The organism is Pantoea sp. Ft-CA_14 (assembly GCF_024520875.1).
In the GTDB taxonomy this organism is placed as follows: Bacteria; Pseudomonadota; Gammaproteobacteria; order Enterobacterales; family Enterobacteriaceae; genus Pantoea; species Pantoea agglomerans.
Genome location: NZ_JALNPM010000006.1, coordinates 189,710 through 202,643, shown reverse-complemented (window position 1 = coordinate 202,643; position 12,934 = coordinate 189,710). Strand labels below are relative to the sequence as shown.

Below are 12,934 nucleotides of genomic sequence, written 5' to 3'. Positions count from 1 at the left end.
TCCATGGATAGTGCAGTAAATCTCTGGCCATTACTGGGCATCGCCGCCATCGTCGTCGGCTTCCTGTTACGGTTCAATCCGGTGCTGGTGGTGATTGTCGCCGGGTTTGTGACCGGTCTGACCGCGATGATGCCGCTGGCGGACATTCTGGAAAAGCTCGGGGCAGGTTTTCTCAACACCCGCAACCTGCCGCTGATCCTGCTGCTGCCGCTGGCGGTCATTGGCCTGCTGGAGCGTCACGGACTGAAAGAGCGGGCGCAGGCGTGGATTGCACAGATCAAAACGGCAACTGCCGGACGGCTGCTGATCGTCTACCTGTTTGTGCGCGAAATCACCGCCGCGCTGGGGTTAACCAGTCTCGGCGGACATCCGCAGATGGTGCGTCCGTTGCTGGCACCGATGGCGGAAGGCGCAACTGAAAGCCGCTATGGCGAGATCTCACCTGAGCTGCGCCATCGGCTGCGCGCGATGTCAGCGGCGACCGATAATGTCGGCCTCTTCTTTGGTGAGGATATCTTCGTGGCGTTTGGCGCGATTATCTTTATGCACAACTTTATGCAGGAGTCAGCCGGGATTCAGACCGAACCGCTGCACATCGCCTTATGGGGCATTCCGACTGCCGTCGCCGCGTTCCTGATCCACTCGGCACGTCTGGTGCGGCTGGATCGGCAACTGGCGCGAGAGCTGCAGCAGCTGAACCGTCAGGCGCTGAAAGCCAAAGGAGGTGAGTAATGTTCCAGCAACAATATCTGATGTGGCTGGCGGGCATTATCCTGCTGGTGGTGGCGGTGCTTTCCTGGCGTGACAGCGCGAATCCGCGTCGTTTTACCACCGGACTGTTCTGGGCTTTGTATGGCCTGGTTTTTCTGGTCGGTGACTGGACGACACAACTGATGAGCGCCTGGATGGGGTCAGATGCGGCGGGCACCCGTATGCTGCACATCGGCATCGGTGTCATTGTGGTGGTGATGGCGCTGATTGCCGGGTTTGGCGGTGTCAGGCTGGGTCGCTATCATCAGCGCAGCGATGAAGAGAAACAGGCCAGTGCGCTGCGTCTGCGCAATAAACTGTTTCTGCCTGCACTGTCGATTCCGGTCGTGACCGTGGTCGGTGTGCTGGCGTTTAACCATATTCCCGGTTTGCAGGATGCGGTGTTCGGCCCCGGTAACCACGCTACGCTGGTGACGCTGTTTTCAATGATGGTCGGCTGTGTGATTGGCTGGCTGGTGGCGTTAAAACTGACCCACGAGAAACCGGTGCAGTCGATGCAGGAGACCCGTCGCCTGCTGGATTCGATTGGCTGGGCTTTTATCCTGCCGCAGATCCTTGCCACCCTGGGGCTGCTGTTTACCAGCGCGGGCGTGGGCAGCGCCATTTCGCATCTGACAGAAACCTGGCTGGCGGTAGATAATCGCTTTGTCGCGGTCACCGTCTATGCCGTCGGGATGGCGCTGTTAACCATGATCATGGGTAATGCTTTTGCGGCGTTTCCGATTATCACCGCAGGCGTCGGCATCCCGATTCTTGTGTTGCAGCACGGCGGAAATCCGGCAGTGATGGCGGCAATTGGCATGTTCTCCGGCTATTGCGGCACGCTGATGACGCCGATGGCGGCCAACTTCAATATCGTCCCGGCAGCGCTGCTGGAACTGCCCGATCGTAACGCGGTGATCAAGGCTCAGATTCCGACCGGTGTGCTACTGTTAATCGTTAATATTTTCCTGCTCTATTTCCTGATGTTCCTGTGAGGTTGCATGAAAACTGTCCTGATGACCGCCTTTGAACCTTTTGGCGGTGAAACGATTAACCCTTCATGGGAAGCGGTGCGCGCGCTGGAAGGTATACAGATTAGCGGGGCGACGATAGTGATCCGCCAGTTGCCGGTGGTATTCAGCGACGTACTCAGGGTGCTGAATCAGGCGCTGGAAGAGGTGAAACCGGATGCGATTCTGTCGGTGGGGCAGGCGGGCGGCCGTAGCGACATTACCGTTGAACGTATTGGTATTAATGTCGATGACGCCCGTATCCCGGACAACGCCGGTCATCAGCCGGTGGATGAGCCCGTCGTAGCAGGTGGCCCGGCAGCCTATTTTTCCCGTCTTCCCATCAAAGCGATTGTGGCGGCGGTGCGGGAAGCGGGGATCCCCGCTTCAGTGTCGCAAACGGCGGGCACCTTTACCTGCAACCGCGTAATGTACGGCCTGCTGCACTGGCTTGAGCAGCATGACAGTCCGGTGCGGGGAGGCTTTATCCATATTCCTTATCTGCCTGAACAGGCGGCGCAGCATCCGGGCGCACCGAGCATGGCGCTGGCGTCCATTATTCAGGCGCTGGAAATTGCGGTAAAGGTCACGCTGGAGACCGGCGAGGATATCAGACAGGCTGGCGGCGCTACCCATTAAGAGGATGAACGATGCCTGAAGGACCGGAAATTCGCCGCGTGGCGGATAAACTTGAAGACGCCATTGTGGGTCAGCCGTTAACGGAAGCGTGGTTCGCGTTTCCTCAGCTCAAGACCTATGAACCGGCGTTGATTGGTGAGCAGGTTAATGCGATTGAGACGCGGGGTAAAGCGCTGCTGACTCATTTCAGCAATGGCCTGACGCTCTACAGCCATAACCAGCTTTATGGTGTCTGGCGCATTGTAAAACCTGACACCGAACTCAATTCCACCCGTCAGTTGCGGGTGCGACTGGCGACGGCGGGCAAAGCGATTCTGCTCTACAGCGCCTCTGATATTGAGCTGCTCAACGCAGATACGCTGGCGGCGCATCCCTTTCTTAATCGTATCGGGCCGGATGTGCTGAACAGTGCGCTGACAGTGGAAGAGGTGAAAGAGCGGCTGCTGTCACCCCGTTTCCGGCGGCGGCAGTTCAGTGGTCTGCTGCTGGATCAGGCTTTTCTGGCCGGGCTGGGAAACTACCTGCGTGCCGAAATTCTCTGGCTGGCACAGCTGCTGCCAAATCATCGGGCGCAGGATCTCAGTAACGATCAGCTGACTGCTTTCAGCGAAGCGCTGCTTTCAGTGCCGCGCCATGCCTATCGGATGCGTGGAACCATGAAGAAATATCATGAGGAAGCGGCGTTTCAGTTTGAGGTGTTTCATCGACAGGGCAAAAAATGCCGGCGCTGCGGCACGGTGATTGAGAAGGGCACGCTCTCATCACGGCCTTTTTACTGGTGTCCGGGTTGTCAGAGATAGGAGCGACCGCATTGGCGAACAAAACAGGAAAAGGTTCTTACTGCAAACAGCTGACAAACTCGAATCCGGGTGAGTCCAGCCGCTACGAAGAAGTCTGACGCGCAGGGAATACGGTCAGAGGAGGAAAGCGTCCCGCGCCAGGGACGGCGCGGGCCGAGCGGCCATGGATGGTTTAAGCGACTTTCCGATCTGACCGTGTTCTCTGCGCAGGCGCGGTATCACAGCCAACCGCCCCCGGCTTTAAAGCAACATCAGGCGGAGATCCCTCTCCGCTATCCACTGAACCTTACTTTTTCAACTGTGAGCTGAATTCGCGCTCGGTATAACCGGTGTAGAGCTGACGCGGACGGGCAATCTTCATGCCTTCGTCATGCATCTCTTTCCAGTGTGCAATCCAGCCAACAGTACGGGCCATCGCGAAGATCACCGTAAACATGGAGGATGGAATACCCATCGCTTTCAGAATGATACCGGAGTAGAAGTCCACGTTTGGATAGAGTTTACGCTCGATGAAGTACGGGTCGTTCAGCGCAATGTGTTCCAGCTCCATCGCCACTTCCAGCAGGTCATCCTTCATACCCAGCTCATTCAGGACTTCATGGCAGGTATCGCGCATCACGGTTGCGCGTGGATCGTAGTTTTTGTAAACGCGGTGACCAAAGCCCATCAGACGGAAGGAGTCATTTTTGTCTTTGGCGCGTTTAACAAATTCCGGAATATGCTCAACGGTGCTGATCTCTTCCAGCATACGCAGGGTCGCTTCGTTGGCACCGCCGTGTGCCGGTCCCCACAGGGAGGCGATCCCGGCGGCGATACAGGCAAACGGATTCGCGCCGCTTGAACCAGCGGTACGAACGGTAGAGGTTGAGGCGTTCTGCTCATGGTCAGCATGCAGGATCAGGATGCGGTCCATGGCGCGTTCCAGCACCGGATTCACTTTGTACTCTTCGCACGGCGTGGCAAACATCATGTGCAGGAAGTTACCCGCATAGGAGAGATCGTTGCGCGGATAGACAAACGGCTGGCCGATAGAATATTTGTAACACATCGCTGCCATGGTCGGCATTTTAGAAAGCAGACGGAATGCTGCGATTTCGCGGTGGCGCTCAATGTTTACATCCAGCGAATCGTGGTAAAACGCAGCCAGTGCACCAGTAACACCGCACATCACCGCCATCGGATGCGAATCGCGACGGAAGCCGTGGAACAGGCGGGTAATCTGCTCATGAATCATGGTGTGGCGGGTAACCGTGGTACGGAACTCATCAAACTGTTTCTGGTTTGGTGCTTCGCCGTTCAGCAGGATGTAGCAGACTTCCAGATAGTTAGAGTGGGTCGCCAGCTCAGAAATAGGGAAACCACGGTGCAGCAGGATACCTTCATCCCCATCGATAAAGGTGATTGCAGATTCGCAGGACGCGGTAGACGTAAAACCGGGATCGAAGGTGAACAGGCCACTTGAACCCAGAGTGCGGACATCAACGACATCCTGGCCCAGCGTACCTTTCAGCACGTCCAGTTCAATAGATGTTCCATCTTGCAGGGTTAGCGTTACTTTTTTATCTGTCATTTTCGTCTCCATAGCGCCTTATGTAGGTAAGGATCTTTAGACACCTGAAACGCGTTCATGTTGCGGTTGGCAAAACTACACAGTATCACTCTGCGGGGATAAAACGGGTGCAGGGTACAGAGTGAGCGGCGCGTTCCCAGCGGGAACCGGTGAGCCATGGACATGCTGCATATCGCGGTTGTTAAAGATCCGGTCAGGACATAACTTCTTGGTAACCAATAACCTGATGCTTTTTAATGCTCATTATCGCAATGTTACATAACTTGCGCTTAGGGGAAAGTGTATCCCCATAACTTTTGCGCATCATAGGAATTTACAGGCTTAGTTTGTAACTGAATTGTTGAACTATTGTCAAATCAGATAATTAAAATTGTATCAATTGTGAAAATCGTGAGTAGGATCACTGTTCCACCTAAAATATACCAAAGAGTTTGTAGGGGAATTGTAATCAGAATGTGATCCTCCTATACTCCAGGCAGGTCTCCGGAACACCCTGACACCAGGAGCCACCCAGCGTTTACTACCGCGTCAATTAACACTGGATGTTGCTTTTTTGGTGACGGTTAAAGTCTGCCACGCGTTGTGATTAGACTCCGCCTCAGGTCCGGAGGAAGCAAAATAAAAAAGAGCTGTGTGGGCAAAACCGTGAAAAAACAAAGACCTGTCAACTTGGATCTCTCGACGATCCGGTTTCCCGTTACTGCAATATCGTCCATTCTTCACCGCGTCTCCGGCGTAATCACATTGGTTGCCATTGGCATCCTGCTGTGGCTGCTCGGTCTCTCTCTCTCCTCTCCTGAAGGTTTCCAGCACGCTGCGTCCATCATGGATGGCTTCTTCGCGAAGTTCATTATGTGGGGCATCTTAACGGCGCTGGCCTATCACGCGGTGAGCGGGATTCGTCATATGTTGATGGATTTTGGTTATCTGGCCGAAACGCTGCAGGTTGGTAAGCGTTCCGCTCATATGACTTTTGTGATCACTGTCGTGCTGGCAATTCTGGCGGGAGTCCTCGTATGGTAAGCAATGCATCCGCATTGGGTCGCAACGGCATTCAGGACTGGCTGCTGCTGCGGGCAACTGCAATTCTCATAACGCTCTACATCGTCTATATCCTCGGTTTCGTGGTGATGACAGACACGCTGACTTATGACCTGTGGCGTGGCTTCTTCGCTTCCGCATTCACCAAAGTGTTCACGCTGCTGACGCTGTTCTCCATTCTGATCCACGGCTGGATTGGCATGTGGCAGGTGTTAACAGACTACGTTAAATCACTGCCAACCCGCTTGTTGTTGCAGTTTGTGATTGTCGTGGCGCTGTTGTGGTATGCGATTTATGGATTTGTTGTGGTGTGGGGTGTGTAAATGAGTTTGCCAATCAGAGAGTTCGATGCCGTGGTAATCGGCGCAGGTGGCGCAGGAATGCGAGCCGCACTGCAAATCTCCCAGGGCGGCCAGAGCTGTGCCCTGTTATCTAAAGTTTTCCCGACCCGTTCCCACACCGTATCTGCGCAGGGCGGTATTACCGTTGCGCTGGGTAATACCCATGACGATAACTGGGAATGGCACATGTACGACACCGTCAAAGGTTCCGACTATATCGGTGACCAGGACGCGATTGAATATATGTGTAAAACCGGACCGGAAGCGATTCTGGAACTGGAACACATGGGTCTGCCTTTCTCGCGTCTGGAAGATGGTCGAGTCTACCAGCGTCCGTTTGGTGGCCAGTCAAAGAATTTCGGTGGCGAGCAGGCGGCGCGTACGGCGGCTGCGGCTGACCGTACCGGTCACGCATTGCTGCACACCCTTTATCAGCAGAACCTGAAAAACAAAACCACTATCTTCTCTGAGTGGTATGCACTGGATCTGGTGAAAAACGCCGATGGCGCAGTCGTGGGTTGTACCGCTATCTGCATCGAAACCGGCGAAACGGTTTATTTCAAAGCGAAAGCGACCATTCTGGCCACTGGCGGCGCGGGCCGTATCTACCAGTCCACCACCAATGCGCATATCAACACCGGTGACGGCGTAGGTATGGCACTGCGTGCGGGCGTACCGGTGCAGGATATGGAGATGTGGCAGTTCCACCCAACCGGTATCGCCGGTGCAGGCGTGCTGGTCACCGAAGGCTGCCGTGGTGAAGGCGGCTATCTGCTGAACAAACATGGCGAACGCTTCATGGAGCGTTATGCGCCGAACGCCAAAGATCTGGCGGGCCGCGACGTGGTTGCGCGCTCAATGATGATTGAAATCCGTGAAGGTCGCGGCTGTGATGGCCCGTGGGGTCCACATCTCAAACTGAAACTGGATCATCTGGGTAAAGAGGTGCTTGAGTCACGTCTGCCTGGCATCCTTGAGCTGTCACGCACCTTTGCGCACGCCGATCCGATTAAAGAGCCGATTCCGGTCATTCCGACCTGCCACTACATGATGGGCGGCATTCCGACCAAAGTGACCGGCCAGGCACTGCGCGTCAATGAGCAGGGCGAAGATGTAGTGATTCCAGGCCTGTTCGCCGTCGGTGAAATCGCCTGCGTATCGGTACATGGTGCCAACCGTCTGGGCGGTAACTCACTGCTCGACCTGGTGGTCTTTGGCCGTGCAGCGGGTCTGCATCTGCTGGCAAGTATTCAGGAGCAGGGCGACCTGCGTGATGCCACAGAAGATGAGATCGCCGGGGCGATGGCGCGTTTCAACCGTTGGGAAAACAACACCACGGGTGAAGATCCGGTTGAGATTCGTAAAGCGCTGCAACGCTGCATGCAGAATAACTTCTCGGTATTCCGTGAAGGCGAAGCGATGGCACAGGGTCTGGAAGAGCTGAAAGAGATTCGCCAGCGCCTGAAGTCAGCGCGTCTGGATGACCGCTCACCGGATTTCAACACCCAGCGTATTGAGTGCCTGGAGCTGGATAACCTGATGGAGACGGCCTTTGCCACGGCGGTAGCGGCTAACTATCGCACCGAAAGCCGCGGTGCGCACAGTCGCTTCGACTTCCCGGATCGTGATGATGAAAACTGGCTGTGCCACAGTCTTTATGTCCCGGAAACTGAAAGCATGACGCGCCGTGAGGTGAACATGCAGCCGAAACTGCGCGCGGCCTTCCCGCCGAAAGTGCGTACCTACTAATTTCGGAGACGATCATGAGACTCGAGTTTTCAATTTATCGCTACAATCCGGACGTCGATGACAAACCGCGCATGCAGGATTACACCCTGGAAGCGGAAGATGGTCGCGACATGATGCTGCTGGACGCACTGATTCGCCTGAAAGAGAAAGATCCGACCCTGGCGTTTCGTCGCTCCTGTCGTGAAGGCGTCTGCGGTTCCGATGGCCTGAACATGAACGGTAAAAACGGACTGGCCTGCATTACGCCCGTCTCGGCGCTGGGCAACGGCAAACAGAAAATTGTTATCCGTCCGCTGCCAGGTTTACCGGTGGTGCGTGACCTGGTTGTAGACATGAGCCAGTTTTATGCACAGTATGAGAAAATTAAGCCTTTCCTGTTGAATAATGGGGAAAATCCACCAGCTCGTGAACATCTGCAGTCGCCGGATGAGCGTGAACACCTGGATGGCCTGTACGAATGTATACTCTGTGCCTGCTGCTCAACCTCATGCCCATCATTCTGGTGGAATCCTGAGAAGTTCATCGGTCCTGCTGGCCTGCTGGCCGCGTACCGCTTCCTGATTGACAGCCGCGACACCGAAACCGAGGCGCGTCTCGACAATCTGAATGATGCTTTCAGCGTATTCCGCTGCCATAGCATCATGAACTGTGTGAGCGTATGTCCGAAAGGGCTGAACCCGACGCGCGCCATCGGCCATATCAAGTCGATGCTGCTGCAGCGCGGCGCATAAGCAGTTTCTGCCGGGAACCTCAGGTTCCCGGTGTTTTACGGAAGCCTCTGTAAGCGCGGTGATTACCACGTTTACAAAGGTTCCCTTACGGGCCACGCGCGCTGCGCAAAGTGCTCGTATCGCTGAACTCACTACGGCAAACCGCGAAAGCGGCAACAAATGAAACCTCAAAAAAGCATAGCAATGCTTAAGGGATCACAATGCAGAACAGCGCGATGAAGCCCTGGCTGGACTCTTCCTGGCTGGCCGGCGCGAATCAGTCTTACATAGAGCAGCTCTATGAGGATTTCCTGACCGATCCTGACTCTGTCGATGCAGTGTGGCGCTCGATGTTCCAGCAGTTACCGGGCACCGGAATGAAACCTGAGCAGTTTCACTCCACCACACGTGAGTACTTCCGTCGCCTGGCGAAAGACGCATCTCGTTACACCTCATCTGTCTCCGATCCTGAAACCAACTCCAAGCAAGTAAAAGTGCTGCAGCTGATTAACGCGTTTCGTTTCCGCGGTCATCAGCACGCCAATCTTGACCCGCTTGGTCTGTGGAAACAGGACCGGGTAGCCGATCTCGATCCCGCTTTTCACGATCTGACCGAGGCCGATTTTCAGGAAAGCTTTAACGTCGGCTCTTTTGCCATTGGCAAAGAGACCATGAAGCTGGCCGAACTGTTCGAGGCGCTGACTCAGACTTACTGCGGCTCGATCGGTGCAGAATATATGCACATCAACAACACTGATGAGAAACGCTGGATTCAGCAGCGTCTTGAGTCAGTCGCGGGCCGTGCAGCCTTCAGCAATGAAGAGAAAAAAGGTTTCCTGAAAGAGCTGACCGCGGCCGAAGGGCTGGAAAAATATCTCGGAGCGAAATTCCCGGGTGCCAAACGCTTCTCGCTGGAAGGCGGCGATGCACTGGTTCCGATGCTGCGCGAAATGATCCGTCATGCCGGTAAGAGCGGAACCCGTGAAGTCGTACTGGGTATGGCGCACCGTGGTCGTCTCAACGTGCTGATCAACGTGCTGGGTAAAAAGCCACAGGATCTGTTCGACGAGTTCGCCGGTAAGCACAAAGAGCATCTGGGCACCGGTGACGTGAAGTACCACATGGGCTTCTCGTCTGACGTGGAAACCGAAGGCGGTCTGGTTCACCTGGCGCTGGCGTTTAACCCGTCGCACCTGGAGATCGTCAGCCCGGTAGTCATGGGTTCAGTACGTGCCCGTCTGGATCGTCTGGATGAGCCAGCCAGCAATAAAGTCTTACCGATCACCATTCATGGTGATGCGGCCGTGATTGGCCAGGGCGTGGTTCAGGAAACTCTGAACATGTCACAGGCGCGCGGTTATGAAGTGGGCGGTACCGTTCGCATCGTCATCAACAACCAGGTTGGCTTCACCACCTCCAACCCGAAAGATGCGCGTTCTACCCCTTACTGCACCGATATCGGCAAAATGGTGCTGGCACCGATTTTCCACGTCAATGCTGACGATCCGGAAGCGGTCGCGTTTGTGACCCGTCTGGCGCTCGACTATCGCAACACCTTTAAGCGTGATGTGTTTATCGATCTGGTCTGCTATCGCCGTCATGGTCACAACGAGGCGGATGAGCCAAGTGCGACCCAGCCGCTGATGTACCAGAAAATCAAAAAACACCCGACGCCGCGTAAAATCTATGCCGACCGTCTGGAAGGTGAAGCCATTGCCACGCAGGAAGATGCGACCGAAATGGTCAATCTCTACCGTGACGCGCTGGATGCGGGTGAGTGCGTGGTGCCGGAATGGCGTCCAATGAGCCTGCACTCCTTTACCTGGTCACCTTACCTGAATCATGAGTGGGATGAACCTTACCCGGCTCAGGTCGACATGAAACGTCTGAAGGAGCTGGCGCTGCGTATCAGCCAGGTGCCTGAAGAGGTGGAAGTGCAGTCGCGTGTTGCCAAGATTTACAACGACCGTCGTCTGATGGCTGAAGGCGAGAAAGCCTTTGACTGGGGCGGCGCGGAAAACCTGGCATATGCCACGCTGGTTGATGAAGGCATTCCGGTGCGTCTGTCGGGTGAAGATACCGGTCGCGGAACCTTCTTCCATCGTCACGCGGTGGTCCATAACCAGGCGAACGGCTCAACCTATACCCCTCTGCACCATGTGCACAGCGGTCAGGGTCAGTTCAAAGTGTGGGACTCCGTGCTGTCAGAAGAGGCGGTACTGGCCTTTGAATATGGTTATGCCACCGCAGAGCCGCGCATCCTGACCATCTGGGAAGCGCAGTTTGGTGACTTCGCCAACGGCGCACAGGTTGTTATCGACCAGTTCATCAGCTCCGGTGAGCAGAAATGGGGCCGGATGTGTGGCCTGGTGATGCTGCTGCCGCACGGTTATGAAGGTCAGGGGCCAGAGCACTCCTCTGCGCGCCTGGAACGTTATCTGCAACTCTGCGCTGAGCAGAACATGCAGGTCTGCGTGCCGTCTACCCCTGCGCAGGTTTACCATATGCTGCGTCGTCAGGCGCTGCGCGGTATGCGCCGTCCGCTGATTGTGATGTCGCCGAAATCACTGCTGCGTCATCCGCTGGCGATCTCCACGCTGGATGAACTGGCTAACGGCAGCTTCCAGCCTGCGATTGGCGAAGTCGATGATCTGGATCCGCAGGGCGTGAAACGCGTCGTGCTGTGCTCCGGTAAAGTCTATTACGACCTGCTGGAGCAGCGTCGTAAAAATGAGCAGACCGATGTGGCTATCGTGCGCATCGAGCAGCTCTATCCGTTCCCGCATCACGCGGTACAGGAAGCATTAAAAGCGTATGCTCACGTGCAGGATTTTGTCTGGTGTCAGGAAGAGCCACTGAATCAGGGCGCCTGGTATTGCAGCCAGCATCATTTCCGTGAAGTTGTGCCGTTTGGTGCCACTTTACGTTATGCAGGCCGCCCGGCATCCGCCTCACCGGCCGTGGGATACATGTCCGTACACCAACAACAGCAGCAAGACCTGGTTAATGACGCGCTGAACGTTAATTAATTAAAAGGAAAGATAATGAGTAGCGTAGATATTCTCGTTCCCGACCTGCCTGAATCGGTTGCCGATGCCTCTGTGGCAACCTGGCATAAAAAACCAGGCGATGCAGTCACTCGCGATGAAGTGCTGGTCGAAATCGAAACTGACAAAGTTGTACTGGAAGTGCCAGCCTCTGCGGACGGTATCCTGGAAGCCGTTCTGGAAGAAGAGGGCGCCACCGTCACTTCCCGCCAGATCCTGGGTCGTCTGAAAGAGGGCAACAGCGCCGGTAAAGAGAGCAGCGCGAAGTCTGAAAGCAAAGAGTCTACCCCGGCTCAGCGTCAGACTGCGTCACTGGAAGAAGAGAGCAACGATGCGCTCAGCCCGGCTATCCGCCGTCTGATTGCAGAGCACAATCTTGATGCCTCGCAGATCAAAGGCAGCGGTGTCGGCGGTCGTCTGACCCGTGAAGATGTTGAAAAACATCTGGCCAACAAACCGCAGGCTGCCAAAGCCGCTGCGCCAGCTGCTGATGCGGCCGCCGCGCAGCAGCCAGTGGCTAACCGCAGCGAAAAACGCGTGCCGATGACCCGTCTGCGTAAGCGTGTTGCCGAGCGTCTGCTGGAAGCGAAGAACAGCACCGCGATGCTGACCACCTTCAACGAAATCAACATGAAGCCCATCATGGATCTGCGTAAGCAGTATGGTGAGGCCTTCGAGAAGCGTCACGGTGTACGTCTGGGCTTTATGTCCTTCTACATCAAAGCGGTTGTTGAAGCGCTGAAACGCTATCCGGAAGTGAATGCTTCCATCGATGGTGAAGATGTGGTTTACCACAACTACTTCGACGTCAGCATTGCGGTCTCTACGCCACGTGGTCTGGTTACACCCGTCCTGCGTGACGTGGATGCGCTGAGCATGGCGGACATCGAGAAGAAAATCAAAGAGCTGGCAGTGAAAGGCCGTGACGGCAAGCTGACAGTTGAGGATCTGACCGGCGGTAACTTTACCATTACCAACGGCGGCGTCTTTGGTTCACTGATGTCCACCCCGATCATCAACCCACCGCAGAGCGCCATCCTGGGCATGCACGCCATCAAAGATCGTCCGATGGCGGTCAATGGTCAGGTTGTGGTGCTGCCGATGATGTATCTGGCGCTCTCCTACGACCACCGTCTGATCGATGGCCGTGAATCAGTTGGTTATCTGGTTGCAGTGAAAGAGATGCTGGAAGATCCGGCGCGCCTGTTGCTGGATGTCTGATTTTCACCGGGCGCGCCTTGCCGCGCGCCCAACCTCATTACTCTTTTCAGACC

At 55.5% G+C, this 12,934-nt stretch carries 11 protein-coding genes; 10 read left to right on the top strand and 1 reads right to left on the bottom strand.

Going from position 1 to position 12,934, the window contains the following annotated elements:
- Nucleotides 1-3: 3 nt before the first annotated feature.
- Genes NR195_RS11835 through nei form a run of 4 tightly spaced genes read left to right on the top strand, consistent with a single transcriptional unit; the run spans nucleotide 4 to nucleotide 3,202 of the window.
- Nucleotides 4-732: a DUF969 domain-containing protein gene (locus NR195_RS11835; protein ID WP_163640617.1), complete on the top strand. Its 729-nt coding sequence runs from the start codon at nucleotides 4-6 to the stop codon at nucleotides 730-732.
- The gene (locus tag NR195_RS11830) at nucleotides 732-1,748 is read left to right on the top strand and encodes a DUF979 domain-containing protein (RefSeq protein WP_031592206.1); all 1,017 of its coding nucleotides are present in this window, start codon (nucleotides 732-734) and stop codon (nucleotides 1,746-1,748) included. The genes NR195_RS11835 and NR195_RS11830 overlap by 1 nt, the downstream gene beginning before the upstream one ends.
- A 6-nt stretch (nucleotides 1,749-1,754) precedes the next feature.
- The gene (gene pcp / locus NR195_RS11825; protein ID WP_256844548.1) at nucleotides 1,755-2,402 is read left to right on the top strand and encodes a pyroglutamyl-peptidase I; all 648 of its coding nucleotides are present in this window, start codon (nucleotides 1,755-1,757) and stop codon (nucleotides 2,400-2,402) included.
- Nucleotides 2,403-2,413: 11 nt separating this feature from the next.
- Complete coding sequence (gene nei / locus NR195_RS11820) at nucleotides 2,414-3,202, top strand: endonuclease VIII (protein WP_010671297.1); 789 nt, start codon at nucleotides 2,414-2,416, stop codon at nucleotides 3,200-3,202.
- A 286-nt stretch (nucleotides 3,203-3,488) separates the two neighbouring features.
- Here the strand turns inward: nei and NR195_RS11815 are convergent, their stop codons facing one another.
- A complete protein-coding gene (locus tag NR195_RS11815; RefSeq protein ID WP_010260725.1) occupies nucleotides 3,489-4,772 on the bottom strand; it encodes a citrate synthase in 1,284 nt (427 codons plus the stop codon).
- Nucleotides 4,773-5,405: 633 nt separating this feature from the next.
- Between NR195_RS11815 and sdhC the strand changes: the two genes are divergently transcribed.
- From sdhC to odhB, 6 genes are all read left to right on the top strand, one after another.
- On the top strand, nucleotides 5,406-5,795 hold the full coding sequence (gene sdhC, locus NR195_RS11810) for a succinate dehydrogenase cytochrome b556 subunit (RefSeq protein ID WP_029519433.1): 390 nt from the start codon (nucleotides 5,406-5,408) through the stop codon (nucleotides 5,793-5,795).
- Nucleotides 5,789-6,136: a succinate dehydrogenase membrane anchor subunit gene (gene sdhD, locus NR195_RS11805; RefSeq protein ID WP_009091417.1), complete on the top strand. Its 348-nt coding sequence runs from the start codon at nucleotides 5,789-5,791 to the stop codon at nucleotides 6,134-6,136. Before sdhC ends, sdhD begins: the two co-directional genes overlap by 7 nt.
- Complete coding sequence (sdhA, locus tag NR195_RS11800) at nucleotides 6,137-7,903, top strand: succinate dehydrogenase flavoprotein subunit (protein WP_256844547.1); 1,767 nt, start codon at nucleotides 6,137-6,139, stop codon at nucleotides 7,901-7,903.
- Between the two features lie 14 nt (nucleotides 7,904-7,917).
- On the top strand, nucleotides 7,918-8,634 hold the full coding sequence (locus NR195_RS11795) for a succinate dehydrogenase iron-sulfur subunit (protein ID WP_010260736.1): 717 nt from the start codon (nucleotides 7,918-7,920) through the stop codon (nucleotides 8,632-8,634).
- A gap of 200 nt (nucleotides 8,635-8,834) precedes the next feature.
- On the top strand, nucleotides 8,835-11,642 hold the full coding sequence (gene sucA / locus NR195_RS11790) for a 2-oxoglutarate dehydrogenase E1 component (RefSeq protein ID WP_010260738.1): 2,808 nt from the start codon (nucleotides 8,835-8,837) through the stop codon (nucleotides 11,640-11,642).
- Nucleotides 11,643-11,657: 15 nt separating this feature from the next.
- Nucleotides 11,658-12,881, top strand: a complete 1,224-nt coding sequence (gene odhB / locus NR195_RS11785; protein WP_010260740.1) for a 2-oxoglutarate dehydrogenase complex dihydrolipoyllysine-residue succinyltransferase — start codon at nucleotides 11,658-11,660, stop codon at nucleotides 12,879-12,881.
- The last annotated feature ends 53 nt before the right edge of the window (nucleotides 12,882-12,934 follow it).

Coding starts and splice junctions, on each gene's coding strand:
- NR195_RS11835 (WP_163640617.1), top strand. CDS start 4: ATGGATAGTGCAGTAAATCTCTGGCCATTACTGGGCATCGCCGCCATC.
- NR195_RS11830 (WP_031592206.1), top strand. CDS start 732: ATGTTCCAGCAACAATATCTGATGTGGCTGGCGGGCATTATCCTGCTG.
- pcp (WP_256844548.1), top strand. CDS start 1,755: ATGAAAACTGTCCTGATGACCGCCTTTGAACCTTTTGGCGGTGAAACG.
- nei (WP_010671297.1), top strand. CDS start 2,414: ATGCCTGAAGGACCGGAAATTCGCCGCGTGGCGGATAAACTTGAAGAC.
- NR195_RS11815 (WP_010260725.1), bottom strand. CDS start 4,772: ATGACAGATAAAAAAGTAACGCTAACCCTGCAAGATGGAACATCTATT.
- sdhD (WP_009091417.1), top strand. CDS start 5,789: ATGGTAAGCAATGCATCCGCATTGGGTCGCAACGGCATTCAGGACTGG.
- sdhA (WP_256844547.1), top strand. CDS start 6,137: ATGAGTTTGCCAATCAGAGAGTTCGATGCCGTGGTAATCGGCGCAGGT.
- NR195_RS11795 (WP_010260736.1), top strand. CDS start 7,918: ATGAGACTCGAGTTTTCAATTTATCGCTACAATCCGGACGTCGATGAC.
- sucA (WP_010260738.1), top strand. CDS start 8,835: ATGCAGAACAGCGCGATGAAGCCCTGGCTGGACTCTTCCTGGCTGGCC.
- odhB (WP_010260740.1), top strand. CDS start 11,658: ATGAGTAGCGTAGATATTCTCGTTCCCGACCTGCCTGAATCGGTTGCC.